The sequence below is a fragment of the Leptospira broomii serovar Hurstbridge str. 5399 genome, from assembly GCF_000243715.2.
GTDB lineage: Bacteria > Spirochaetota > Leptospiria > Leptospirales > Leptospiraceae > Leptospira_B > Leptospira_B broomii.
Map to the genome: position 1 here is coordinate 1301894 of NZ_AHMO02000008.1, position 25106 is coordinate 1326999.

At 42.2% G+C, this 25106-nt stretch carries 26 protein-coding genes and 1 tRNA gene; 12 read left to right on the forward strand and 15 right to left on the reverse strand.

Features of this window, described 5'->3' with window-relative positions; genetic code table 11:
- Positions 1-42 precede the first annotated feature (42 nt).
- A complete protein-coding gene (purT, locus tag LEP1GSC050_RS11695) occupies positions 43-1206 on the forward strand; it encodes a formate-dependent phosphoribosylglycinamide formyltransferase (RefSeq protein ID WP_010571396.1) in 1164 nt (387 codons plus the stop codon).
- Between the two features lies 1 nt (position 1207).
- Here purT and LEP1GSC050_RS11700 read toward each other — a convergent pair whose 3' ends face one another.
- On the reverse strand, positions 1208-3628 hold the full coding sequence (locus LEP1GSC050_RS11700; RefSeq protein WP_010571397.1) for a 1-acyl-sn-glycerol-3-phosphate acyltransferase: 2421 nt from the start codon (positions 3626-3628) through the stop codon (positions 1208-1210).
- Positions 3629-3809: 181 nt separating this feature from the next.
- Here LEP1GSC050_RS11700 and LEP1GSC050_RS11705 point away from each other — a divergent pair, with 181 nt between their 5' ends.
- The gene (locus tag LEP1GSC050_RS11705) at positions 3810-4595 is read left to right on the forward strand and encodes an LIC13411 family adhesin (protein WP_040911645.1); all 786 of its coding nucleotides are present in this window, start codon (positions 3810-3812) and stop codon (positions 4593-4595) included.
- Between the two features lie 58 nt (positions 4596-4653).
- Here the strand turns inward: LEP1GSC050_RS11705 and LEP1GSC050_RS11710 are convergent, their stop codons facing one another.
- The 4 genes from LEP1GSC050_RS11710 to LEP1GSC050_RS11725 form a co-directional block, all read right to left on the reverse strand.
- Entirely contained in the window at positions 4654-5019 is a 366-nt protein-coding gene (locus tag LEP1GSC050_RS11710; protein ID WP_010571399.1) for an LIC13410 family lipoprotein, read from the reverse strand.
- A 71-nt stretch (positions 5020-5090) separates the two neighbouring features.
- Positions 5091-5540 (reverse strand): MarR family winged helix-turn-helix transcriptional regulator, encoded by a 450-nt coding sequence (locus tag LEP1GSC050_RS11715; RefSeq protein WP_040911315.1) that lies wholly within the window; start codon positions 5538-5540, stop codon positions 5091-5093.
- Positions 5537-6022 carry a glutathione peroxidase gene (locus tag LEP1GSC050_RS11720; RefSeq protein WP_010571401.1) on the reverse strand — a complete coding sequence of 162 codons (486 nt, stop codon included), beginning with the start codon at positions 6020-6022 and terminating at the stop codon, positions 5537-5539. The genes LEP1GSC050_RS11715 and LEP1GSC050_RS11720 overlap by 4 nt, the downstream gene beginning before the upstream one ends.
- A gap of 204 nt (positions 6023-6226) precedes the next feature.
- Positions 6227-7528 carry an outer membrane beta-barrel protein gene (locus LEP1GSC050_RS11725; RefSeq protein ID WP_010571402.1) on the reverse strand — a complete coding sequence of 434 codons (1302 nt, stop codon included), beginning with the start codon at positions 7526-7528 and terminating at the stop codon, positions 6227-6229.
- A gap of 270 nt (positions 7529-7798) precedes the next feature.
- On the opposite strand from LEP1GSC050_RS11725, the gene LEP1GSC050_RS11730 reads away from it, so the two are divergent.
- Complete coding sequence (locus LEP1GSC050_RS11730) at positions 7799-9595, forward strand: monovalent cation:proton antiporter-2 (CPA2) family protein (RefSeq protein WP_010571403.1); 1797 nt, start codon at positions 7799-7801, stop codon at positions 9593-9595.
- A 55-nt stretch (positions 9596-9650) separates the two neighbouring features.
- A complete protein-coding gene (locus LEP1GSC050_RS11735) occupies positions 9651-10910 on the forward strand; it encodes a glycosyltransferase family 39 protein (RefSeq protein WP_010571404.1) in 1260 nt (419 codons plus the stop codon).
- Between the two features lie 112 nt (positions 10911-11022).
- On the opposite strand, the gene LEP1GSC050_RS11740 is transcribed toward LEP1GSC050_RS11735, so the two are convergent.
- Positions 11023-11094: transfer RNA gene (locus LEP1GSC050_RS11740), tRNA-Gly, on the reverse strand.
- A gap of 62 nt (positions 11095-11156) precedes the next feature.
- Here LEP1GSC050_RS11740 and LEP1GSC050_RS11745 point away from each other — a divergent pair.
- Together LEP1GSC050_RS11745 and LEP1GSC050_RS11750 are read left to right on the forward strand one after the other, a co-directional pair.
- Entirely contained in the window at positions 11157-12683 is a 1527-nt protein-coding gene (locus LEP1GSC050_RS11745) for a carboxypeptidase M32 (RefSeq protein WP_040911317.1), read from the forward strand.
- Positions 12684-12686: 3 nt separating this feature from the next.
- On the forward strand, positions 12687-13025 hold the full coding sequence (locus tag LEP1GSC050_RS11750) for a hypothetical protein (protein WP_010571406.1): 339 nt from the start codon (positions 12687-12689) through the stop codon (positions 13023-13025).
- A gap of 79 nt (positions 13026-13104) precedes the next feature.
- Here LEP1GSC050_RS11750 and LEP1GSC050_RS11755 read toward each other — a convergent pair whose 3' ends face one another.
- Both LEP1GSC050_RS11755 and LEP1GSC050_RS11760 read right to left on the reverse strand, forming a co-directional pair.
- Complete coding sequence (locus LEP1GSC050_RS11755; protein ID WP_010571407.1) at positions 13105-13914, reverse strand: hypothetical protein; 810 nt, start codon at positions 13912-13914, stop codon at positions 13105-13107.
- Positions 13901-14326, reverse strand: coding sequence for an ABA4-like family protein (locus tag LEP1GSC050_RS11760; RefSeq protein WP_040911646.1), 426 nt, complete (start codon positions 14324-14326; stop codon positions 13901-13903). The genes LEP1GSC050_RS11755 and LEP1GSC050_RS11760 overlap by 14 nt, the downstream gene beginning before the upstream one ends.
- A 124-nt stretch (positions 14327-14450) precedes the next feature.
- Here LEP1GSC050_RS11760 and LEP1GSC050_RS11765 point away from each other — a divergent pair, with 124 nt between their 5' ends.
- Positions 14451-15089, forward strand: coding sequence for a TetR/AcrR family transcriptional regulator (locus tag LEP1GSC050_RS11765; protein WP_010571409.1), 639 nt, complete (start codon positions 14451-14453; stop codon positions 15087-15089).
- Positions 15090-15195: 106 nt separating this feature from the next.
- On the opposite strand, the gene LEP1GSC050_RS11770 is transcribed toward LEP1GSC050_RS11765, so the two are convergent.
- Entirely contained in the window at positions 15196-16014 is an 819-nt protein-coding gene (locus tag LEP1GSC050_RS11770; protein ID WP_010571410.1) for a PhzF family phenazine biosynthesis protein, read from the reverse strand.
- A gap of 239 nt (positions 16015-16253) precedes the next feature.
- Here LEP1GSC050_RS11770 and LEP1GSC050_RS11775 point away from each other — a divergent pair, with 239 nt between their 5' ends.
- Positions 16254-16901: an NADPH-dependent F420 reductase gene (locus LEP1GSC050_RS11775; protein ID WP_010571411.1), complete on the forward strand. Its 648-nt coding sequence runs from the start codon at positions 16254-16256 to the stop codon at positions 16899-16901.
- A 35-nt stretch (positions 16902-16936) separates the two neighbouring features.
- On the opposite strand, the gene LEP1GSC050_RS11780 is transcribed toward LEP1GSC050_RS11775, so the two are convergent.
- Genes LEP1GSC050_RS11780 through LEP1GSC050_RS11790 form a run of 3 tightly spaced genes read right to left on the reverse strand, consistent with a single transcriptional unit; the run spans position 16937 to position 18259 of the window.
- Positions 16937-17323 carry a DUF423 domain-containing protein gene (locus tag LEP1GSC050_RS11780; RefSeq protein ID WP_010571412.1) on the reverse strand — a complete coding sequence of 129 codons (387 nt, stop codon included), beginning with the start codon at positions 17321-17323 and terminating at the stop codon, positions 16937-16939.
- Entirely contained in the window at positions 17304-17903 is a 600-nt protein-coding gene (locus LEP1GSC050_RS11785; protein WP_010571413.1) for a hypothetical protein, read from the reverse strand. Before LEP1GSC050_RS11785 ends, LEP1GSC050_RS11780 begins: the two co-directional genes overlap by 20 nt.
- Positions 17900-18259: a TRL-like family protein gene (locus LEP1GSC050_RS11790; RefSeq protein ID WP_156895995.1), complete on the reverse strand. Its 360-nt coding sequence runs from the start codon at positions 18257-18259 to the stop codon at positions 17900-17902. The genes LEP1GSC050_RS11785 and LEP1GSC050_RS11790 overlap by 4 nt, the downstream gene beginning before the upstream one ends.
- A 111-nt stretch (positions 18260-18370) precedes the next feature.
- Here LEP1GSC050_RS11790 and rocD point away from each other — a divergent pair, with 111 nt between their 5' ends.
- Positions 18371-19609, forward strand: a complete 1239-nt coding sequence (gene rocD, locus LEP1GSC050_RS11795) for an ornithine--oxo-acid transaminase (protein WP_010571415.1) — start codon at positions 18371-18373, stop codon at positions 19607-19609.
- Positions 19610-19636: 27 nt separating this feature from the next.
- The gene (locus LEP1GSC050_RS11800) at positions 19637-19966 is read left to right on the forward strand and encodes a hypothetical protein (RefSeq protein WP_020987262.1); all 330 of its coding nucleotides are present in this window, start codon (positions 19637-19639) and stop codon (positions 19964-19966) included.
- A gap of 5 nt (positions 19967-19971) precedes the next feature.
- On the opposite strand, the gene LEP1GSC050_RS11805 is transcribed toward LEP1GSC050_RS11800, so the two are convergent.
- Positions 19972-20607 carry a hypothetical protein gene (locus LEP1GSC050_RS11805; protein WP_010571417.1) on the reverse strand — a complete coding sequence of 212 codons (636 nt, stop codon included), beginning with the start codon at positions 20605-20607 and terminating at the stop codon, positions 19972-19974.
- Between LEP1GSC050_RS11805 and LEP1GSC050_RS11810 the strand changes: the two genes are divergently transcribed.
- Positions 20606-21691 carry a hypothetical protein gene (locus tag LEP1GSC050_RS11810; RefSeq protein ID WP_010571418.1) on the forward strand — a complete coding sequence of 362 codons (1086 nt, stop codon included), beginning with the start codon at positions 20606-20608 and terminating at the stop codon, positions 21689-21691. The two genes, LEP1GSC050_RS11805 and LEP1GSC050_RS11810, sit on opposite strands and share 2 nt — an antisense overlap.
- A gap of 8 nt (positions 21692-21699) precedes the next feature.
- On the opposite strand, the gene LEP1GSC050_RS11815 is transcribed toward LEP1GSC050_RS11810, so the two are convergent.
- Positions 21700-22272, reverse strand: coding sequence for a DUF1569 domain-containing protein (locus LEP1GSC050_RS11815; protein ID WP_010571419.1), 573 nt, complete (start codon positions 22270-22272; stop codon positions 21700-21702).
- Positions 22273-22357: 85 nt separating this feature from the next.
- Positions 22358-23464, reverse strand: coding sequence for a M23 family metallopeptidase (locus LEP1GSC050_RS11820; protein ID WP_020987168.1), 1107 nt, complete (start codon positions 23462-23464; stop codon positions 22358-22360).
- Between the two features lie 1078 nt (positions 23465-24542).
- On the opposite strand from LEP1GSC050_RS11820, the gene LEP1GSC050_RS11830 reads away from it, so the two are divergent.
- Complete coding sequence (locus tag LEP1GSC050_RS11830; protein WP_010571423.1) at positions 24543-25082, forward strand: flagellar protein FlgN; 540 nt, start codon at positions 24543-24545, stop codon at positions 25080-25082.
- The last annotated feature ends 24 nt before the right edge of the window (positions 25083-25106 follow it).

Genomic DNA, 25106 nt, shown 5'->3' on the forward strand with positions numbered 1-25106 from the left:
TTCCCTTTCTTGCCGCCTCTCGGAAATCCTTTCCACAACCCTATGCAAAAGAAAATACTCCTTCTCGGTTCAGGCGAACTGGGAAAAGAATTTGTCATCTCAGCCCAACGACTCGGGCAATACGTAATCGCTGTGGATAGTTATGATGGAGCTCCAGCCATGCAAGTCGCCCATGAAAGGGAGATCGTCGATATGCTGGGTGGATCGGCGCTTGATCGCATCGTCGAAAAGCACAAACCCGATATCATCGTTCCGGAAATCGAGGCGATTCGGACGGAGCGCTTGTACGAATATGAATCGAAAGGATTTCATGTCGTGCCGAGCGCTAAAGCGGCGAATTTTACTATGAATCGAAAATCCATTCGCGATTTAGCTGCAAAATCCCTGAATTTAAGGACGGCAAAATATTCGTACGCTACTAGTTTAAATGAGCTAAAGCAAGCAGTACAAAATCTTGGAATTCCATGTGTCGTTAAACCACTGATGTCCTCTTCCGGAAAAGGGCAATCGGTTATACACACAGTCGAGGAAATTGAAAATGCCTGGACGGCGTCGCAAACGAAAGGAAGGGCAGGCGCGTCGGAAATTATTGTAGAGGAATTTATTCCGTTCGAATCTGAAATAACATTATTAACAGTAACTCAAAAATCCGGAAAGACTCTGTTTTGTCCCCCGATCGGCCATCGACAAGAAAGAGGGGATTACCAAGAAAGTTGGCAGCCCGCCGAAATTTCCGATTCGCAATTAAAAGTCGCCCAAGATATGGCCGCTAAAGTCACAAAAGAATTGGGCGGTTTTGGAATTTGGGGTGTGGAATTTTTTCTGACAAGGGGCGAAGTCTATTTCTCGGAGCTTTCTCCGCGTCCTCATGATACCGGAATGGTGACTCTTGCAGGAACTCAAACCTTTAACGAGTTCGAGCTACATTTGAGGGCTATTCTTGGTTTACCGATTCCAGAGATCGCTTTAGTTCGGAAAGGAGCAAGTGCCGTAATCCTTTCCGAAACAGATGGCAGCGTTCCGGTTGTAAGTGGATTGGATATCGCCGCCGAAATGCCGGACTCCGATTTTAGAATTTTCGGCAAACCGTTAACAAGAAAATACAGGAGAATGGGAGTCGCCTTAGCTTATTCGAACAAGGAAGAATCCATATCTTCATTGAGAAAAAGGGCGGTTCTGATAGCTTCCAAGATACGGGTGGAATAGATTAGGTAGGATCGGGAACCATATTTCCATAATATTCTAAAAGTTCCCGATCTTTCGCTGCGACAATATCCCGGTCAACGCTTATAAAACCTCTGCCTTTCAAAACTTTTATTCCACGATTTAGAATTTCATCCACATCCTTAGTAAGATAATTTCCCTTACGGGATAGAATCGTCTCGGAAATAAGCGACCTTAAATCATTCAACCCGATCTCTCCACCCTCTTCCATAATTAATTTAGCGATTAATTGATTAGGTAGGATCCGATGATGCGCTTGCCATGAGCGCGTAATTTCCAGCGATATGGATAAAGTCGGATCGTCTTCGTGAATATATTTCGAAACGGGAATCGGTTCACATAAATCCATAAACACTTCGGTTCTCTTAAACAAAAAATCCTTAAACGAAAGATGCTCTTCCTTTCCGGTAAATTCGATATCTTCCGGAACATTCTCGTAAGATAATACGATGGGGACTACTAGAACTTCGCTACCGGTATGCTTAAATGCCTCTACGGATGTGGAAAGAATTCCGGTTTTTATAGGAATGATTCCGCCGGTCCGAGAACGAGTTCCTTCAGGATAGACTAATGTTGGAATTCCAGCCTCCAGCATCATCGTCGAATATTGAGTCAAACAATCCAAATAAAGAAGATTCCGATTTCTCTTCCTATCCACCATATAGGCGCCGAGTGCCTTTAACACTCTTGCCAGACCTGGTGTTCCCATGACTTTTTTATCCGCAGCATATCTTGGAACAGGTAATCCTAACCATCTAAGCCCGAACGCAACTTCAATGGAATCCAAATGAGATCTATGAGTCGGCGTGTAAAGAATATCATATCTGGATGCAAGTGATTTAACCTCTTTCACACATCCTCCGATCTTAGGAAGACCTCCTCCAGGCTTAAACCCTCCGATTGCAAACCGAGCGGGAGCCACCAAATGTATAAGCGACTCCCGTAAAAATGGGCGGTAATCATCGGCGATTTCCGAAACGTAAAATTCGACGATCTTTTCTAAATCTCTAGCGCCTCTCGTTTCGTAGGCGCTATTGGCCTCTTTCCAAAGTTGGATTTCTTTCGGAAGTTGCGCCAAATCGGTACCTGATTTATTTTCAATAGCCTCGCCATATCTTTTTTCTAATCCTTTTATTTGTAGACCCGCTTGTTTTAAAATACGATCAGCCATTCCGGGCTGCGAGTTTATATGTCTGAGAACTCTTCGCCTGAGGGCATATTGAAACTCCTGACCCGATGCTAAAGATAAACCTGAGCGCTTGCCGGCAAATTTTGAGATCGTCCGAATTTTGTCACTAGTCGATTTCGATACAAATCGAATGATTTGCGTCGGTGAAACTTTTCTCGTTAAGATTTCGAATAACGTCGTGAACAACGGCAGCGATACTCCGTTCTCGTTAGCTAAATCGAGAATTGTGGATAGCGAATATGCACCTTCCACATGAGACTCGCTTTGAATCACCTCTTTTTGAATGAACTCCTTCGGATTAAAAAAAAGTTCTAGACGCTCCAATAAATTCGGCTCATCTTCCCCGGATATCAGCTTACGAACGAATCTCTGGCCGTAAGCTCGGTTTCTGCTCGAGCGAGACGTCGAAGTCGTAATCAGATCGGCAAGTCCAAATTCCATAGCCGATTCTGTGGAAAGCTCCAATGCTTTCAATAATTCCAGAATTTCGGCGAATCCGAGTCGAATTAACTCGCCTTCAAAATTGCTTCCGCATTCGGGAATTCCGCTGGCAATACCGCAAGCGATAGCAATAGGATTTTTTAAGACGCCGATGATTTCAACCGCACGTATATCGTCGTAAGTTTTTGTATGATTGTGCGAACCGGAGAATAATTCTTCCAGAACAAAGGAAGCTCTTTTTCCTGTCGAGGCAACCGAAAAAAAACTATGCTGATCTTTGCTCATTTCGGAAAGAAGATTAGGTCCGGCTACAGATGCGTATTCAAGATTGGAAATATTCAGTCTATCTTTTGTATAAAGTAAATAGTCTGAAAAAGTAATACTCCCCGTTTTCCGTCGCGTCGAACTTGAAACGATTCCCTTCGTAAAAGAAAGAATTATATGATTTTCATTGGGAGAGAGGGAAGCGCAAATACTGTCGATTATGTTTTCTTTCAGCCTAGACGGGACAGCGGAAACGATAACCCACGATCCGGTCGATAGAAAATCGGTATCATAAACCACGGTAACATTATTCGGGAGAGATACGTTATCATCCAAAAGTTCTGCTGATCTTTCTTTTTGTATTCGTTCCGCTTTTTTACGATCCCCATACCACAAAAAGACCCGATCTGCTTTTGCGGAAACAACGGTAGATAGAAAAACCCCCATCGGCCCTCCACCAAACACTGCCACATTTGGATAAAGGATTTCGGGATTTTCTATCTCGCTCATCATTTTTTTCCGTAACAAAATTTCTAACTTCCGGGATAGTTTCATTTAAGATTCGGAGAAGAAAACCAATAAATCAATTTTGAGTTTTCAGGTTGCCTTTCCGCAATTAGACCTGAGTTTTGTTCGAGAGCCATACTTTGGATTGGAAGATCCGCTCTTAACGTTTTCCGGTCCCTACTTCATGAAAATTCCTTTCCGATTATTTCCGATTTTATTGAGTTTCGTTTTCTGTTTCAATTGTGCAACATACTGGTCACAAAGAAAGAACGATCTTCAAGACGTATTCACTGCCGGGGTTGAAAACCCGGGTTATGGCCTCGGAGTGAGAGTCGGTCCTTTAGCTGCCGGATTCGTTTTTCAAGGAGGAGAAACGGAGCCGGGAAAGAAGAATTTAGGGACTGGATACGGAATCCGAGGAGGCAGCATCGGATCCTATCGTTCACAACAACTCATTTTCGGGATCTTAGGAAGCGATAAATTTCATGCGCTCCCTAAAGGAATTAAAGCTGCGCCTCCAGTTCCGAAAGTTCCCGATGTGGATGTGCAAGCTCCCGAGGGGGGTAACGCTAATCCAGGATTATTATTTCCGGAGCTCCCGGAAGAAGAGGGTAATAATAATGAGAACTCGGAAATCGATACTCTGGATGAAAGACAAAAAGCGAAAAGCTTCGATATTCGATATCTAAAGTTTTATAATATACCCGTAGAAGAAAGGCGAAAGCAAAAGAAAGAGGCGTTCTTTCGAAAGTACATAGAAAATCTGGATCCGGATAAAAAGAACGAAGCGCTTCAAAGCTTCTTAGCGGAAAACCCCGTTAATAAAGACGATTATCCAAAGGCATTTTTATTTCAATTAGAACTCTATGTAGGAGCTCGGTACGGAATTCGTATCGGATTTAACGTGGCTGAGTTATTGGATTTTCTGATCGGCTTTACGGGCTTAGATATATTAGAGGACGATATTTAATAAAAGAAGGCCGCAAAGTATAGCGACCTTCCTTGAAATAGAACGTATAAAACGCGAATTAAAGTTTATATTCGTATTTTTTGATAACGCCTTTCTTATCGACGACCACTCTAATGAACTTGGTATCGTCGTTAATTCTTGAAGGTTTTTCGGCTAAAGTCTTGTACGAATTCTTTTGATAAGTAGTCGATTCTAGATACCATTCCAAAAGGGATCCGTCTTGAGTATTTTGCTCGACAGTCGGCGTACCCAGTAAAGCTTCCGCTTTTAACCTTTTATCGCCTTCTTTAATCATGCTAGCTTCTACTGTGCGAAGATCCGAATTTGGTTGATAAGCCGGTTCGCTTTTTTTTACCTCGGAAGAGCAAGCGCCAAGAAAGAGAATCGTTGAAACAAACAAGATCATGGAAAGAATTTTTTTCATTCTTCACTCCTTTATGCCTTTTCTAAGGCAGTCTTTAAAGCGTATCAATTCTTACCAAGTAAAGGGATTTGTCACGCGGAATTTCCCAGCTTATCGGTGAGTAATATCAGAAACTCATCCAACTCCCGCTTTAATTTAGTCACTTTTTCCTGAGTAAGTCCGGACTCCGCAAAAAGTCTTTCGGGAATGCACGCTGCCTTTTTGCGAAGATTTCGTCCCTTAGTCGTTAATTTTACGACAAGTGAGCGCTCATCTTCACTCGAACGTTCTCTCGTCAAAAGTCCCTGCGTTTCCATTTTTTTTAGCAGCGGGGTTAACGTACCGGAATCTAAAAATAGTCTATCGCCGATTTCTTTTAACGGTATTCCGTCTTCTTCCCACAAAACCAGAAGTACTATATATTGCGGGTACGTTAGATCGAATTCCTCCAAGATAGGACGGTACAATGCCGTCACTACCCTAGAGGACGCGTAGAGCGGAAAGCATATCTGCCGATCTAGACTTAACGAATTCTCTCTCACTTTTTAAGGAGTTCCTTCACTTTCTCGTCGATTTTTTCCGGAGGAGTAGTCGGGGCAAAACGTTTAATCACATTGCCCTGCTTATCTATGAGAAACTTGGTGAAATTCCATTTGATTGCTTTTCCTAAAAGTCCCGGAGCTTCATTCTTCAAATATTTGAAAACAGGATGCGCCCCATCGCCATTTACTTCTATTTTTTTGAAAAGAGGGAATTGGACTCCGAAGTTTACCTGACAGAAATTTTGAATTTCATCGTCGGTTCCGGGCTCTTGGTGACCGAATTGATCGCAAGGGAAACCTAAAATTTCCAATCCTTCCGATTTATACTTGTCGTACATTTCTTGAAGACCTTTGTATTGCGGGGTAAAACCGCATTCACTCGCCGTATTGACGATAAGAAGTACTTTTCCTTTATAGTCTTCCAATTTCTTTTCTTTTCCGCTATTCAAAGTAGCGGTTAATTCGTATAGATTCTGCGCCATTGTGCAATTTCTCCAGATTTATATATTTATATTGTATACAATTTAATTTTTTGCAATCTATTTTTCTTTGTAGAGAGATTTTTAATGGCTCTATTATTAAAAATGAATGATTAGACTAAAGTTCAAAGAATGAAATCGAGCGAAATTTATTCATCGTTCGGTTGTCCGGTGAATAAACGCCTACATAGTCGATTTAAGAAAAAATTAGATCTTGATGGATAGAGAGAATATAAATTGACGGTCCAGTCTCGACATACTAGCTTCCCTGGGATAAACTGAGTCTCTCGAAAGTCGATACTGGTAAGTGAATCGAACCAGAAAAGTCTCGTTCGGAATATAATCCAAAGTCGTCGTCGTCCCGCCGGTTTGAAAACCGTGTACGGTTCCGGTTTGAACGATCATCTGCTCCCGGTCCACATATCTTTCGAGACGGGAGCCGATCCTCCATTCAGGTAAAAATCGATAGGCCACCCAAAGATTTCCGACATATAGTTGGCGATAAGCGGAACTATCCCTATTTAAGTAGGCCGGCCCGTTGGGAAGATATATTAAGTCGCGATCGTCCGCTCTGCGCTGATATGCGACGTCGAACGACGAAGCGATTATCCAAGTATCGGAAGGTTTCCATTCCGCGATAAAATTATTATAATAACGAACTTCCTTTGGAATCGGGGTCGGCAGCTCGTTTCCCATAAACGTATTCCATCGAAACATAAGGCTTTTCATTGGAGTCCACTCCAATCGAAATCCTCCGGAGACGTCCTTGTTATTGTCCGTTACGACTTGATAGCCGTTGTCCAAGTGTAATTGGTATTTCAATTTATCTGTGATTTTTCCGCTTAAACGAACACCGGAAACGTAATATGGTACGTTATCTAAGGAAAGGGCTCTCGTATAAACAAAGTTGTCGTGAGAGACCCAGGATTCATATCCCAAGTGTCCAAAATAAATACCCATATCCAACCACGTGGACTTACCAAGTTTGATACCTCCGTAGGCCTCTTGCATATTACGAACTGAAAATTCGTTACTCGTTTTACCTGTTGTTCCTTCCCCGACGTAATTCGCCGCTACGGAAGTTCCGAACTGAACGGCGAACCGTCCCCGATATTTATTCGTTTCAAAATTAGCGTCCAAATACGCCAAATTGATGTTGAATTCGTTGGTTCGCGTTGCCTGAGTAGTGTACGAAGCTTCCTTGGAATTTGGCCGATTAAAGCTTGCATTGTAGTAACTATCTACGAAAAATCCTAACTTCAAAGGAAACAAATTTGCAATATCCTTCGCGGTAAGAGACGGTTTCTTCTCAGATTCTACTTCAACTTGAAGTTCCTTTGAAGAATTAGAATCCGTCTCCTTCGTTTCAGACGGAACATTTTCCTTTTTCTCTGAAATTTTTAAGTCCTGCGAAGAAATAACCTTCTGATTTTCCTCAGAATAAAGAGAAGAACCGAGAACGAAAAATCCGAAGATACAGATCGCAATGGATACTTTTAAATTGTTCATATTTTTTCGAAGCGGGATCGCAGCCTAACGCTCGGATTTAGGTTTCCGAGAATTATTCATAAATGGATCAAGTCCATTTATTTTTATTGCGAGAAAGAATCTTAAGTTAAACCTAAAGTCGATACGATAGCATTAATATTTTAACGGTACAACTCTAGATTTTTTATGTATAACCGGAATATTCTAAGTTTTAGAAAATTAAAAATCCACTTCCCATTAATCGGAAGTCGCCATACGTCCGAACAAAAAAGAATTACGAGGTAATTTCGAATGGAACAGCAGAGCATTTTAATCACGGCGATTATTTTATTAGCAACGGCGGTCCTTTGCGTTCCCATATTTAAGAAATTAGGAATCGGATCCATCATCGGTTACGTAGCCGGAGGAATTCTAATCGGTCCGTATGGAATAAGATTAGTAACCGGAGGAACGGAAATACTTCATTTTGCGGAGTTCGGAGTCGTCTTACTGCTTTTCTTAATCGGTTTGGAACTTCGCCCACAAACCCTCTGGGTCCTTCGAAAACCTGTTTTCGGGATGGGTTTTGCACAAGTCGCGATTACATCCTGTATATTAACTTTTTTGATAGAATGGACGTTTCATATCGGATGGGTAGCCTCTTCTCTTTTAGGCCTGAGTCTTTCGCTTTCTTCTACAGCATTTGCACTCCAATCTTTGGCCGAAAAAAATCAGTTAACGACTGCGCACGGTAGATCGGCCTTTGCCATCCTATTATTCCAGGATCTTGCCGTAATTCCCGTCATGGCGATCCTACCTCTCGCTGCACTGAATAATTCCGTTACAGACCATCAGGTCGCCTTTGACTCTGCTAAATTCGGTTTAGCCTTATTTGCAATTCTATTAGTCGTTTTGGGAGGCCGTTACCTGACGCGACCCTTATTTCGGATTATCGCTTCTTCCGGGAACCATGAGATTTTCGTAGCGCTTTCCCTTCTGCTCGTCTTAGGAGTCGCCTTAGCTATGGAAATGGTCGGTCTATCGATGGCTCTTGGATCGTTTTTGGGAGGTGTGCTTCTAGCCGACTCCGAATATCGTCACGAGCTGGAAGCTAACTTGGAGCCGTTTAAGGGATTACTTCTTGGCCTATTCTTCTTGGCCGTAGGTATGTCTATGAATGTAAATATACTAGCAATGGATCCTTTTTTTATAATAGGGATTGCAATCGGCTTAATGTTCGTCAAAGGCTTAATTCTATATATCATCGGTAGATTCAATAATTTAAATAGCGAATCAGCTATAAACTTATCGTTAAATATATCTCAGGGCGGGGAATTCGCTTTCGTTATTCTGAATGTAGCAGTTCAATTCGGAATTCTTAGTAAACAAATATCGGAATATTCCATCGTAGTCGTTACGATATCGATGCTTTTAACCCCGTTCTTTACGATTTTAAAAGAAAAGCTACTGGACCCTTATTTCAATCAGGAAGAGGAAATGCCCGCAGATGTAATCGACGAGAGAAATCGAGTCATCATCGCTGGGTTCGGTCGTGTCGGCCAAATCATCGGCAGGATGCTCTACGTGCATAAAATCGGATTCACCGCACTGGAGCATAATGCCGAGCAGGTTAGCGCCGCACGTAAATTCGGTCACAAAATCTATTACGGAGATGCAAGTCGATTGGATCTGCTAGTCTCGGCAGGAGCCGCCCAGGCTGATATTCTGATTCTGGCCGTGCAGGATATGGAATTATCCCTAAAGATTGCGGAACTCGTGAAGAAAAATTTCCCTAATCTCCAGATCATCGCTCGCGCAAGAAACAGAGCCCATTATTTTAATCTAATGGATCTGGGAGTGGAGACGATCCGTAGGGACACGTTTGCTTCGTCACTCGAGATAGGTGGGGAGGTCCTGATGGAACTGGGTTTCTTACCGTCGGAGGTGGAAGCGATTCTGCAGAAATTTAGAGATTACGACGAAGAAATGTTATTAGGACAATACAAAGTTCGCCATAATGAAAAAGAGCTCATCGCATTTTCTAAGAATGCGGTCAAGCAGTTGGAAGAAGCGTTTGCAGCCGATAGACTGGAAAAAGAAGCTTCCTAACCGATTTGTTAATTTAAAGTTTCTCTGATTGATTGAAAGAACGACCAACTCTTAAATGAAAAAAAATAGCATTCCGTTTCTCTTTTCTATCGTTTTCTTTGTAAACGTGCTACTACCGGTTACACCACGTTCGGATACGATTTGGAACGTCCCGACCGGGATGAGTATTATTCTACATGGCGATACCAACTTGGATGAGTTCCAGGACTTGCGCAAAGAGTTCACGGATTACGGTTTAATAAATCTCAAAGGTAAAGAGTATAATATTTTTCCGATCGGAGTTTCGATTCTAGCGATTCCGCAATTATTCCTGATGACCCAAATAAACGGTTCGAAAGAAATATTAAACCATTCTATCGAGGCGGGAAAGTTCGTCGCGGCTGGATGGATGGCTCTGGCAACGGTATTCATCTTCTTAGGATTTAAAAAGAAATTCGGTTATCAAAAAGCGCTTTATTTCGCCATTCTCTTTGCATTTGCGACCCCGACATTGTCGACGGGGGGTCGGGCCATTTGGCAGCAGAGCGGCGCGCTTCTACTTAATACGATGTTAATGTATATTCTAATTCGAGGAATTTACGGAAAGAAAGAACTGCTCTGGATCGGATTGATCTGCGGCTTCGCAATATGGGTTCGCCCCACCACCCTTTTGGTTTCCATTCCGACATTTTTCTTTCTATTACTTAGGGAGAGAAGAAAGGTAGTCTGGGTGTTTGTTACTGCGATCCCGGTTTTTCTTCTTTTTATGTATTATACTTTTGACATATATGAAAGTTTTTTACCGGCTTATTATTCGAATCATTCTGCTCGAATTTTCCGATTCGAAAAATTCGGAGAAGCTTTTGCCGGATTACTTTTTAGTCCCAACAGAGGATTATTTATCTGGTCGCCTTTCCTGGCTTTATCGATTCTAGGGATTCTACGAATTAACAAAGATCAGGATTCGCCTATTTCAATCCTATTTCTGATCTGCATGGCGCTGCACTTGATTCTCCTTTCCAGCTTCGATATGTGGTGGGGAGGTCATTCCATCGGGCCGAGATTGTTAACGGAAACGATTCCATTCTTTCTATGGTTTACCTTAAAAGGTGTATTACAACTTTCTGAACATATTCGATCGAACAAAGCCGTTCGAACTTTCTGGCTTATCGCCTGCCTATTAAGTTTTATTTTTCATTTTCGAGCATCGGCGGATTTAGGTCCGACTATCTGGAATAGAAGCCCACAAAGTATAGATGCAAACCCCTCCCGAGTTTGGGATTGGCACGACCCGCAATTTTTGAGCGGCGATCACGCATTAAAGTTTATTTTATAAAGTATTCAAACCGTATAACGGTAGGCGATTCGAAGACGGCGGGTCCAGAAGATCGTTGCGATGCGGGTATTTTTAAGGAAAGATCTTAGGATCCGGGCTGAAGTGAGAAACTTGCGGGCAGAGGGACTCGAACCCTCACTAGAAGCTTGGAAGGCTACGGTGCTAGCCATTACACCATGCCCGCGATAAGATAGGGATAGTTTTTTGTTGGTTAGGAGGATGTCAATCGAAAAGAATGATTTTTGTATGTGGGAAATTGAGTTGGGAAATTGGGAGAAGGATCTCCCCGGTTTTTGGAAGTATCGAAAAGAGTTCGAACGAATCAGTCACCTTAGAAATATTTTGAGCGTTCTCCATTGGGACATGGAAGTCACCTTACCGGAAGCAGGACAAGAAGAGCGAGCTGAGCAGATCGGATTGCTTTCCGGAATGGCTCACGAAGCATTTACAATCGATACTTTTAAAGCGTTAGCGGAGAAAGCTTTCGAAGAAAACAATAAACGAAATCTCCCTGGAAAGGAACTGCGAAGCAGGGAATTAGAACTTTTGTTCAGGGATCTAAAACGTGCGTCTTCCGTTCCAAGTTCTTGGGTAGAAAAGTTTGCAAAGCTAACTAGCCAAGCGCATTCGGTTTGGACCGAAGCAAGGAAAAAAAATGATTCAACGGCTTTTATTCAAATACTCCAAGAGTTACTGGATTTAACTCTTCAAAAAACGGATTATCTCGGTTATGAAACCGAAGCTTACGATTCCTTATTGGAGGATTACGAAGCAGGTGCAAGGGCCGAATCGTTAGACAGTCTGTTTGAAAGTCTTCGTAAATCTCTCGTTCCTCTCGTTAGTAAATCTAGAGACGTAAGTTCTCCGTTTAAAGGAAGATTTCCTGTTTCCTTGCAGAAACCTTTTAACGAACGATTGCCTGAACTACTCGGTTTACCGAAAAATATTTCCCGATTGGATGCAAGCGCTCATCCATTTTCCACCTCGCTGGGCTCCTTTGATAAACGAATAACGACAAGATATGACGAAGACGATCCCCTTTCCTCGGTATATTCTGTCCTACATGAAACAGGACATGCGCTTTATGAAACGGGAATTTCGTTAATAGAAGGCGCTTATTCTCCATTAAAGGATTCCGCTTCACTCGGACTCCACGAATCGCAAAGTAGACTCTGGGAAAACCAAGTAGGGCGATCTAGGGAGTTTTGGGAGGCAGTATATCCTAGGTTTGTCGGCGGCTTGAATATTTCCGAAAGAGATCTTCCTTTCGCTATGTTGTATAAATTCGTGAATAGAGCAAAGCCTTCGCTTATCCGGGTAGAAGCGGATCAAGTCACCTATAATCTGCATATAATCCTTCGATTTCGATTAGAGCGGGCGCTATTACGAAAGGAACTGAAGCTCCAAGATCTATCGGAAGCTTGGAATGCCGGAATGAAGGAATTACTCGGAATTGAAGTACCAAATGACAGCCAAGGTTATCTTCAAGACGTCCATTGGAGTAGCGGCGCTTTTGGATACTTCCCTACCTATACATTAGGAAATATCTATGCAGCGCAACTTTATTCCTGTTTCCTATCCAAGCATCCTAATTTTCCGAATGAATTGCGCGGAGGAAAGACTGCAACGCTACTTCGATGGTTACGCGAAAACGTTCATCAAAAAGGCAGAAAATTTCAAGCGGATGAGATCGTCAGTCAAGCAACGGGCGAAGGTCCAAACGCAAAATACTTAATAGATTATCTTTCTTCAAAGATAGAGGAACAGGAGTAATATATGAGCCAAGAAGAAGACGAAGAACTAACTCTAAAATCGTTCGAAGAACTATCTTTTTTCGATAACTTAGCTCTTCATTACCTTTGTAACGAGACACCACCCCAAACTTTGGCGTTAGCCTTTATGGTTGGTGATAAAAAAGTTTGCGGTTCGATGCTCGGGGTTTTGGAACCTAAAAGGAGAGCCTTTGTCCATGACCTTATGACAAAGCAGCAAGATATGCCTATCGAAAAGAAGCATGCTGCAGCTCAGGGATTGCTAATCATAGCCGAAGGTTTAATTACTAGAAAGTTAATTCGCAAACAAGGTAAATTTTACTTTGGAACGGAAAGGCAATAACCGGATTATATAATGATAAATTTCCGAGCAAATTAATCCGTTCCAACGTAAAATCGTAAATCTCGATAGTATCGCATCGCTACAGTAGGGGCCTGCCGAGCAAAGCATTCATAAAGACCCCGCTAGTCAAGAAAGCCAAAGTGACTCCCGCGTACTTGATGCTTTTTTGCGACCAATCCCTTTTGATTGCTATCAAAGCAAATAAGGGTAAGATCTGAAGTGCATGAATTCCCACAAAATGCGCAATCCTAATATCACCGCCGTTGCGACTCCAATTCAAAAACGGAAGACCTTCGCCTCCGTCGGATACACCGACGGAATGCGAGAAAATCGCGGTCATATAGGAGCCTATCAAAGATGCAAAGACAAATACCCATAATGAAATTCGAATCGCGGTTTTTAACCTAATATCTAATCCTTTAATCGGGTTGCTAAACTTACGATCAATCAGGATGGCGGCAGGAATGACCGGATAAATAAACAATCCCATAACGCCATAAATGATCGAATTCAAAATCGTAGATTGATTAAAGTGGGACGGAACGCCTCTCGCAGCTTGAACAGTGATTAGAAAGAGCTCGACCCCCATTCCGACGACGAAGTATTTTTCAACTCGGTCCCGAAACTTAGGATATTCCTGCAGATAGTCTAGAATCCATCCCATCGTCCAAAGAAAGATCCAGATAGAAATTGCAAACTTAACCGGTTTGATCCATGGATTAATCCCGGATATAGTTCTATTATCAAATCCCATGAGTAGGAAATATGCCGGTAGCACCAATATACCGATGATGCCGCCGAAAAAGGAAAGAGGCCGATTACTTCTTAAAGTAGAAAGAAAATCTTCCGACTCTCGCAATAATGGAAAGGCGATGCTATAAGTTGACATTGAATCCTCCTTTAATGATACGTATAACATAGAATATTAAAAAACCGATTGGTCCAACCATAAGAGTAAGAAACAGACAGGGGATAAGAATCCATCGGGAAAGTCCGACCGATTCCGCCTCTTTCGTTTCCCAAATTCCCAATAATAAATCGAAAGCGAGATAATGTACCCAACCGGCTAAGAGAACCCAAGAATTAGAAAACAATGCAGCAACTCCGGCAAGAGATTGAAAATTCCCGTCCGATCCTCTGTTAGTCGCCAATATTAAGAAGTAGGCGGCCGAAAGTATTGCCGACCATAAACCGCTACGAACCAGGACTTTAGTGAGTTTCAAATTCGGTAAGATAGCAAGTAACAACCACCCTACTAGTGAAAAACGACTAAGAACCGTAAAAACCAACTCCACAGACATATTAACCTCTATTTTCCCAAATACGAAAATGGGAAATACTTGTCCCAATTCGGATAGCATTAAGGAATGTTACTATCGGTAACACCTGATGTTACCGATGTCAACATTTTTTTAGGAAATTTTTATGCCCGCAAAAAAAAAGACTAAAAAGCCGGAGCGCGCATACCATCACGGTAACTTAGCGGAAACGTTAAAGGCTCTAGCTTTAAAGAGATTAGAAGAGAGTAAAGATTCCGCCTTTACCATTCGCGAAATAGCAAGGGAAGCCGGAGTCAGTCACGCGGCTGCATATCGCCATTTTCCTTCTCGAAGAGATCTTCTGGCGGAAATTTCAAAGGACGGATTCATAGGGATTACAAAAGCTTTTTTAGAGGCTGAAGCAACTGCAATCCCCGGAGATTCGATCGATCGACTTGAAAAAATTGGAATAGCCTACGTATCGTTTTGCGTGGAGAACCCGGGATATTATAGAGCTATGTGGCATACTGATCTCGGTCCCAAAGATGATCTATTGGAGTTACAAGAAGCTGGTAAGGGGGCTTTTCTCAGACTATGGGAGACGGTTTTAGCCTGCCATGAAGAGCAGGTATCTGATTATCCTCCCGTAGAAATGGCTTCCGCCGCATGGTCGATTGTTCACGGTTTTTCAACTTTAATAAATGAACAACAACTTACTTACAACTTAGGTTTAACCCGAAACAACGCGAAAGATGCCGCGAAAACCTTAGTCAGATTGCTAATGAATGGAATTCGAAAACGGTAAAAGATTCCTCGAAAGTTAAGTCGCAAATTACTATTTAGGTCGTAAGGTTTTATTTCGTAGGACCGTCTTAGCGCCCCTCGATCGAATTTTAATCCGATTCTAAAGCTTAAAGAAAAACGTTCCCTTTCAGATAAAGAACGCATCTACCACCTATTCTAACTCGGTCTCCTCTATCCTCACAGATTAAATGACCTCCGCGCGTGGAGACTTGGAAAGCCGATAAATCCTTTTTTTGTAATCTTTTCGCCCAATATGGAATTAAAGTACAATGGGCAGAACCGGTTACAGGATCTTCCGGCACTCCCTTCGCTGGCGCAAAAAATCGAGAAACGAAATCATATTCTTTGCCCGATGTGGAAGGCGCCGTGGCGATGATCGCAAAAAAAGGGATTCGTTTAATTGCATCAAAATCCGGCTCCAATTGTCGAACCTCTTCTTCCTTCTCGAAAACAAAAACGGCATCTCTTGCCTGTAACAAATATTGCGGTTTTAACGAAAAACATTTTAAAAGTTCCTGATTAACATCCAAGGAACTAGGAGGGCGTGATGGAAAATTCAAATAAAACAATTTGTTCTCTCTCTCGACTTCCAGCGCTCCACTCTTACTATGAAAACGGAGAATCGACCTATTTCCGATTTTTAAATCGGTCCCATATTCGAAAATGACTGCTGCAGTCGCCAAAGTAGCATGACCGCAGAGATCAACTTCGACCTCGGGAGTAAACCATCTCAACTCGAACTCACCCTCTTTCTTCGTCGGGCGAAAGAAGGCCGTCTCAGATAAATTATTTTCTGCAGCAATTTGAATCAACAACCGGTCGTTCGGCCACTCCCCTTTCCATGGAATTACGGCCGCAGGATTTCCGCAAAATAATCGATCCGTAAACGCATCTACCTGAAAAATTTCGTACGCTATTTTGCTCATTCGATCGTTCTCCTTTCTATCTTCGTTAGGAAAAATCCATCACAACTCTTTAATCGATAAAGAATGGAGCTTATTATACGAAAAGACTATAATAAAAAAAGCTACAGATTCCTGCTCTTTTTAAGATACAGATTTTTTCCATTCTTCCATTCCTTACATTTACTAAACCGATAACGAATTTTAACGATCCGACTTATTATTTGAGAAAGCTTACGGGTCTAATCAGGAAGGAAAAACCTATGAAAATCGGAATACTTGGAACCGGAATAGTCGGCAATACGATCGCAAATAAACTGGTTCAAAGAAATCATGAAGTAAAAATGGGCTCTCGAACCCCAAAGAACGAAAAGGCTATTCAATGGGTGGCAGCGGCGGGAAGCAATGCCTCGCACGGTACTTTTAAGGACGCTGCAGAATTCGGAGAGGTTATTTTTAACTGCACAAAAGGAGATATCTCCGTCGATGCCTTACGGTTAGCAGGATCGATAGCTCTTACGGGAAAAATTCTTATAGATCTTGCCAATCCGTTGGATTTCTCCAACGGTATGCCCCCGTCTCTATTCATCAGCAACACTGATTCTTTAGGAGAAGCGATTCAAAGAGAATTTCCCGAGACGTCCGTGGTTAAAACGTTAAACACGATGAACTGTAATCTCATGGTAGATTCTAGTTTGGTGAAAGGTGACCACGATGTTTTCATTTCGGGAAACGACGCGGCCGCAAAAGCGACGGTCGCGAAGATACTATCCGAAGACTTCGGCTGGAAGAATATATTAGACTTAGGGGATATTACCGGCGCTCGATCGACAGAGATGCTTCTTCCGATCTGGCTACGACTTTATGGAAAATTCGGAAATTCCAATTTTAACTTTCATATAACAAAGTAAAATCGAGGGCCAAATTTGACTTTTTGGCCCGAAGTTCATCGTCCTTTTATTCCGCTATAACCCAAGAATCCCCATCCAAGAAGAAAAGCAATTCCTCCGAGTGGAGTAATTGCTCCCAGAATTTTAATTCCTGTAATTGATAATGTATAAAGCGAACCGGAGAATATTAAAATTCCGGAAAGTATTAGCCAATATCCGATTCTTAATTCTTTCGATTCGCTCCATTTATTACTAAGCGATAATATCATTAAAACGACGGAATGGATTAGTTGATAACGCGCCCCGGTTTCAAAGATGGTCAGTAAATCCGGACTTAAGATCGATTTTAATCCATGAGCTCCAAAGGCACCGAACGCAACCCCGGTGAATCCGAAAAAGGCTGCCAAAAATAACGGAAGATTTTTAGAATTTTTGAATTCCATAACTGCGAAACCGAATGCATTTCCTTCGAAAAATTCCGAATAAGTATGCAGTATTCTCCAAATCGAGGCGACTATCAAAAAGTGCCTCGATCGAATTTTCTTTCATCTTACCTTGCAATTCTTCATAAAAGCTAGTAGGGCCGAAAACGAAATTAACCGGTATATAACTATCCCTCGATCCTTGTTTAAGAGGCAATACCAATCGGATTCCGGTTTGGCATCCTTTGCTCTCTCCTTCAAATCGAACGATTCGATACTCCGACCAATCCCATCCTTCTAAAGACGTGTGGAACATATCCTTAAACGGAAAGGAAATAGTAGCTCTAACCCATCCATCGAAACCGCCTGTTTTCAACGCAGTCGAACCTGCACCATAATGAATGGAAGGGTCCCGAAAGTGAAAGCCGTTCAACTTCACTTCATTTTCGGGGGGAATACCTAAACCGGACGGATATGGTTCGGGGTTTCTACGAGTCAGAGTTCTTGTACCGCCTGTTTGAATACATGAAGTAAAATTCAATAGTTCCAGAATGAGCAGTAGTAAATACGCAAAGACCGTTCGTGGAGACAAAAGGTTCATTCCTTTTTCAATAACCGTTGTGGAAGCTTAACTCCGATTCCGGATACACGGGTACATTTCTCAAAATACAACCCGAATACGAATGACTTATAACTGTAATCGGTCTGAACGTCGAAAAGCACGTCCGCCCTATCTTTAACAGCATTTTGAACGGCACTTTCATAACTTTCGTCGCCGGTATAAACCAACCATAACCAACTCGTTCCACATGATGTTCCCGTAAGGCGTCCTACGGGCTCCATTCCACGAACATCCGTATAGCTTTGAGAATAATACCATCCTGGAGATTTAATATTAGTATATAAACAAGATGAAAGGAACATAAGACCGGCGCTAAGCGACATTAATCTTCTCATGTAAGAAAGAAAATTTTTCATACGCTAATTTTCATTGCGTCGTCATTCAAAAGTCAAGGGAAATCTCGAAATCTCCTTGTAGCTTCATGTATAAGATAGAAATAGGTATCGATGCCTACGCAATCCGCACAATCATATATTGACTTGGAAAGAAAGTTCGGCGCCTTCAATTATGAGCCCCTTCCCGTCGTATTACAAAGAGGAAAAGGAATTTACCTTTGGGATACCGAAGAAAGGAAATATTTCGATTTTTTATCTGCATACAGTGCGGTAAACCAAGGGCATTGCCACCCGCGTATCATCGAAAGTTTAATCTCGCAATCCGAGAGGCTGACATTAACTTCTAGAGCTTTCTATAACGACCAATTAGGTATCACCGAGAAATTCTTATGCGAGACCTTCGGTTTTGATAGAATGTTACCCATGAATACCGGAGTAGAAGCCGCCGAGACGGCGGTGAAATTGACTCGTAAATGGGGCTACCAAGTAAAAGGAATTCCCCAAGATAAGGCAAAAATCGTTTTCGCAACGGGTAATTTTTGGGGAAGAAGTTTAGGTGCAATTTCAGCTTCAACGGACCCGAATAGTCGAAAAGAATTCGGTCCATTTATTCCCGGATTTATTGTTATACCTTATAACGATATTCACGCATTAATGAAAGAATTAGAAGATCCTAATGTAGCTGGATTTATGGTCGAACCTATCCAGGGCGAAGCAGGAGTTATCCTGCCGGATTTCGGATATTTAAAGAAAATTTCTCAATTATGCCGAGAAAAAAACGTATTGCTTATCCTTGACGAGATTCAGACCGGACTGGGTCGAACGGGAAAATTATTAGCCGCTGATCACGAGAACGTGAAACCCGATCTGCTCGTTTTAGGAAAGGCTTTGTCGGGTGGAACGTTACCGGTATCTGCCGTTCTTTCTTCCAATGAAGTTATTTTGACTTTGAAACCAGGAGAGCATGGGTCCACTTTCGGCGGGAATCCTTTGGCATCAGCGGTGGCAAAGACCGCAGTTCAAGTTATCCTCGATGAAAAACTTCCGGAGAATGCCGAACAACGTGGAGTTGAATTTCGGGAAGGGATGGAAATTCTGCATAAAGAATATCCTGATAAGATAAAACAAGTTCGCGGGAAAGGCCTACTCAATGCCGTTGAATTCTTGCCCGAAAAATCGGGAGGGTCCGTAGCTAAAAGAATATGCTATGATTTGTTGGATCGAGGTTTACTCGCTAAACAAACTCATGATCATACGATTCGCTTTGCACCTCCTTTATGTATTACCGGAGAGGAGATCCAGATCGCGGTCGCAATGATCTCCGATTCGGTTCGTAAAACCCTTGACTAATTGTCGATTCAAGGACTTATAAAAGCCATGCAAGTGGACGACGGAAAATACATTCGAGTCTGGAAAAAGATGAGCGTCAGCGAAGTCACTTCGCACCTACTAATAATCGATGATCTATACGGAACTTGCGGAAATTGTAAACATTTAGGACTGAACTATACAAAGGATCGTTCTTGTCCTAAATGCGGCTCCAAGTTTAAATATCTTGCCACGAATCTAAAAGCCCCGGGAGAAATCGCAAAAGTCCTGGCCCGAATTGAAAAAGAAGGAATGGAATTCATTCTGATCGATCGGGAAGATTATACTCAATCAAAAGCTAAAGACGCGGTGAAAGATCTCTTCAAATCGACCGAATAGCTATTTTAACGATCGATTTTGTCTCCGGAGTTTAAAATATTCTCCGTAATTTTTCGTTTTTCCAATAAGCGACGCATTCCCACAGTAGCTTCTTCTAATTCTTTTAACGCCGGTAGAAATTTACTTTTGCGGTAAATCGGTCCGCCTCCTACTGAATCCAGTTCGGAATAAATTTCTATGGATAAAGTTCGATATGCGGACTGCAGGGCGCCGAAGGATTCTTCCAGGTTTCGCGGCGATAACGCTTTTTTTCTCGAAACCAATTTTTGCACACGCTCAAAGAGCAAACGAATCAAGAGAAACGCATAAGCGGGCAATAAAAGAATTAAAGCGGTTTTCGAAACCGCAAAAATCTCCCAAGATTGGGAAATGGAATGTTGTAAAAAAGTACGTATACCGGATACGAGAAGGACCGCCAGTGTATAATTAATTCTCGGGGACGATGGAGATAAGCTATTAAAGACGAGCAATAAGGGAATAGAAAAGATTAAAACTAGAACTAAGTCCAAAGGAAAGAGGTTGGAAACTATCTCCAGGAAATTAACGATGGCGTAATAGGTTTTCACTAGGTCGTCAATGGATTGGCTCAACCTATCGAAGTCCATCTTCATATTGGAGAAGAACTGGGTGATCTGGCTCATGAATTTGCTCCGCAAAGTTCCGGGATGGGAAAAAGGAACAACCCTCCTGAAGAAGCTGCAAGAACTTTCCTTTACGAGGAAACTCTTTATAGTCTATTCCGTCTTTGCTCTCTACTTTTTATTCTATCACGAATCTCATTTACCTTTATTCTGGATGATTAGTCTTGCACTGATCGGGTATCTTGCTTCTACTTTGCTATTTTGGGGAATCGTCTTCTCCTATCGCAAACTCGAATCTCGAGTCGAAGTACCCGCAATCTTTGCAGAAGTTGGAATCTCGCGCCCGCCAACGGCCTTAGTACCTTGGATAGAAGCCGGTTTGTTTCTGCTTTCCGTCTCGATCTGTTATCTTACGGAATTCTTCGATAATCGGTCCGGAATTTTATTCTTCGCCATTTATTGTCTTTGCGTTTTTTCCGTTCGGTTTTTGGAAAATAAAATCTACTACAAAGCCGGATTCCTAGGAGTTTTAGTTTTAGCATCCGGGCTCGGAAGCTTTAAGGCTCTACAATTTACCGAAGCCTGGGTAGCCTACTTGCACTTTAAACCCTCTTTCCAGGAGCAAAATTTAACCAGATGGAACTTTGATGAAAGCACAAGGATTCTTTCAAACCCAGATCTCCGACTTTCTTTAAAGCTACCCGAAGATTTCTATTTTCATAATCCGAAAGACCTTACTTGGGAAGATAAAACAGGAACCGGTCAGATTGCCGGGGTTATTTCCACGAGCGATAAAGATCCGAATCGATATCCATATATTAGAATATTCCATACTCCTCAGCCTTATGTCGAAATCGATCCTCTAATCACGGAGTTTAAGAAGTATCTGGATTTGCTCGTTAGTCGCGGAGATATGGAAGAGTTAAACGAACTGGAGCATGAGGACTTTAATAACCGATATTCCGGGAAATTTTGGACCTTCTATGATGTGTTACATCCTAGATATGCTAAGACCGGCATATTTGTTCTTTCTGAAACAAACCAAGGGGACTCATTGCTGTTCCATGTCACCGAAAGCCTGATTAAAAATCGGAGACACGAGGAATCTGTAGAAACTATTCTAAGTAGCGTTACCCGAGAATAAATTTTTCCTCAACCGGGAAATTTTAAAAAACTCAGGTGATTAGCGATATGCATAGCGTGAGCTAATTCGTATTCTTGCTTACTCAATTTTCCGTAAGCAAAGTGAGGAGCAAAATCGGTTTTATGATTGATGAATGCTTCAAAAGATTTTCTTAATGCAAGGATTCCATCCTCGACGGTTCCGGTTCTAGGTAACTCAGGTGCTCCGGGAATTTGTGCATTTAAATCATGAGACATCTTGCCTCTCATCGAAAACGTAGTAAACGCCATCTTACCGATCGTAGATTGAAAAAGAACGGATTTGTTTTCGGGAAAACCTTTGATGGAATATTCGATACTTTCAGCGCAGTGGACTAGAATTTGAAACGGACTCCAATCCCCATACTGTACGATTTTCCTAGCCGTACTTAACTTTTCGATTTCGCGATCAGCTTCTTCAAAGTTCGAAAATCGTAGGTCATGATCTTCAACCCCTTTTGGAGAATTAGAACAAGATTGAATAATAATCGGTAAAGATCCAGCCGCCAACGCAAAGCGAGCCGTAGTTTTCAAAAAATCTTTTCTATTCATTATTGGTTCCATACGAATCTCCGCAGGGTCGAATCGTAACGCCCACCTTGACATTGTCTACCACGTTGCAAAAAAGAATCCGTTAAAATAACGGCGTCTACTTCTGAGGTTCTCTCTTTACCGAAAATAGTTTGGTTTGAATTACAGACAACGGATCTACCATAGTACCCTGGATACGCAGACCCAAATGCAAATGCGCTCCGGTCGACATGCCCGTCGATCCTACTTTTCCAATTAGATCGCCTTTTTTAATTTTATCTCCAACTTTTACGAGTAATTCCGATTGATGCATATAAAGTGAATAGACTTCCGATCCGTGATCTATGACGGTAAAGTTTCCTTCATAGTGCATCGGCCTAGCTAAAATTATCGACCCGTCGTTAATCGCATAAATGGGTTCTCCTACACCGCCTTTAAAATCCACTCCTCCGTGCGGCTTTCCCTTTTCTTTATTATAAATTCTTCTTTTGTAAAATGGGCTGTTTAAAATCGGATTTGAAACCGGATACTCGAAATCCGATGCGATCTGCAAATCCGTCTTTGACTGGAATGCCTTGGATTTTGCTTCCGAGCATTCTCTAATAAAGGTCATCGTTTCTTCCGGAAGCTTATCCGAAGTATATTGCTTATCCATGGTTAAATGGGAGACTTTCGCGGTAGCAAAGGCGGTTTTACGAATCGGAATTTCGTATTTCTTAGATTCGTTTTTTCTAAATAAATTCTTTTCGGTTATCTCGAGTATTCCGGAAGATTTCGGGAATTCGGGAGAAATCGGAATAAAAACCGATATCGTTCCGGCTTTTTTAAAAACAGGTAATTCGTTCCCTTCCCAAGTTACTTTCACTCGATCTAATTTCGAAAATAAATGCGGTTCGGGGGAAAGGGAAAGAAAGAGTACCTCCCCCTGAGCAAACTTGCGAGCGGATAGTGTGAAAGAAAAAAGCGATTCTTTTTTTTCGACAACTTCACCTGGGCCTCGCTTAGGCGTTTTTACCTGCCCGATCTGAGTGCCTTGCTTCTTCTGCGTTTTTTTTCCTTCCTGTTTTCCGGAAGTTAAAATTTTCGGAAGAGTCGAACCTTTTTTTATTATCGCAAGTTTGTCGGAAGAAGAGTCCTCTTTAGAGTCGATCGAAAAAGTTTGGCAAAAGACGAAAATTAAAACGGTCAAAAGTCCAATATTGCGGCGGGTCGCTTCAATCGTCATAATGAAATACTCTACTAGTTTCGGTCTTTATTCTGACGAGCCCGGAAATTTTTTTCCTAAGAACCTTAGGCTTTACTTGCGAAGGAAAAGTAGTAAAATCCGAGACGAATTCCGAGATTCGATTCGTTCGATCCGAATACTGGTTGTAAGACGTTAAATATAGAAATAATCCTTCAAAAACAGAATCGAAAACCTCCGATCGAACTCCGCGGCTTAGTCGCAGATTCGGAATGGATCATTGAATTTGAATTCCCACAGCGGACCAGCTGTATCCTACTTCTAACTCCTACTTTGCGGGCGGCCCCCTTCACTTCGTTCGGGTCACGCTCCTCCGGGCTTCGCGTTCGCTCCGGTCTCAGCGATTCTTTTCTCTTAACATACACCGTTTATCCGCAAGCGCTTCGACTGCTTCGCACCCTACGCATCGTTGCCGCTGGCAGAGGATAGAAGACTGAGGATAAAGGACTGATGAGCTGAGTTTCCGCATTCTAGAGAAAGATTCTTGCGTACAGTAGATCTTTCCTCTACTTCTGTTACCCTTCCAATTAATAGCAGCTTCTGTCTATCGTGAGCAAAGCGAACGCGTCTGTCATCAGTCTTCCGGTAGAAAGAGGCCTCGGGTCCCGGGGGTGCAAGCAGACGATTCCCTGGAGATATGGAGTTCATTCGAATGCAGTTTGTTTGATTGAAAATTTGACTTCACTTCGTTCAGTCACCTTTCGGGAATCTCGCTCTCTCGGGTCGCTCGATTGGGTAGCGGAAGACGCATACGCAGCTGCAGCGCGGGGGAGACGTCCCCCCGTCTGTCCTCTGCATGAAAATTCCAGTTTGCCGGCTTCATTGACTTCTAAAATTTTTCCTATGAACGGCAATCAATCAGCCTATTTCCCTCGAATTTATAATTTTAAAATTATGTCCCTTCTAACTTCCTTACCGATAAAATCAAGAGGGAGAATTTCCATAAAATCGATACTCCTGCTCCATTTTTCGAAAATCAAATTTCGTCCTTTTCCAATTTAGATAAAAACCCCTCATAAAATTTTCGGAATAGCCGATGGGAAGGAACAGGACCCGAACTATGACGTTACAAAAAGAGGAATGGTTGGAACGGATTTATTCCTTATTTAAGGAAGAGATTCGCTTATACTCCGAAATCCTGGAGTTAGAAATAGAAAAGACCGCGGCAGTGACGAAAGCCGACGGAAAGTCGCTTGAAAAAATCGCGAAGAATACTTACGAACTGATCGTTCACGCAAGCGAGCTTGAGAGAGTTCGAATGAGTGCGATGGAAGAAGTACATCAATCAGGTAGTATTAATTCCGTTCAAGACATTACCCCTCTGACCCTAACCGATTTTCTTAATAAACTCGATCGTGAATCAGGTCATAGGCTAAAGCATTTAGGGACGCAATTAAAAGATACCGTACACAAATTGAAGGAGCGAATTAAGGCCAACGATCGCTTAATCCGCACTCGACAGGAATTCCTACAAGTTACGATCGAAGCGATGAGAGAGAACGTAAAAAGCGGCGAAGTTTCCACATACGAGGACGATAGCCCTGTCACTGTAAGAACTCCGCGCAAACGTTCTTCGGTTTTAGTAAACGCCTCCGCATAAGAGGCAATCAAGGAAAGGAGGGAG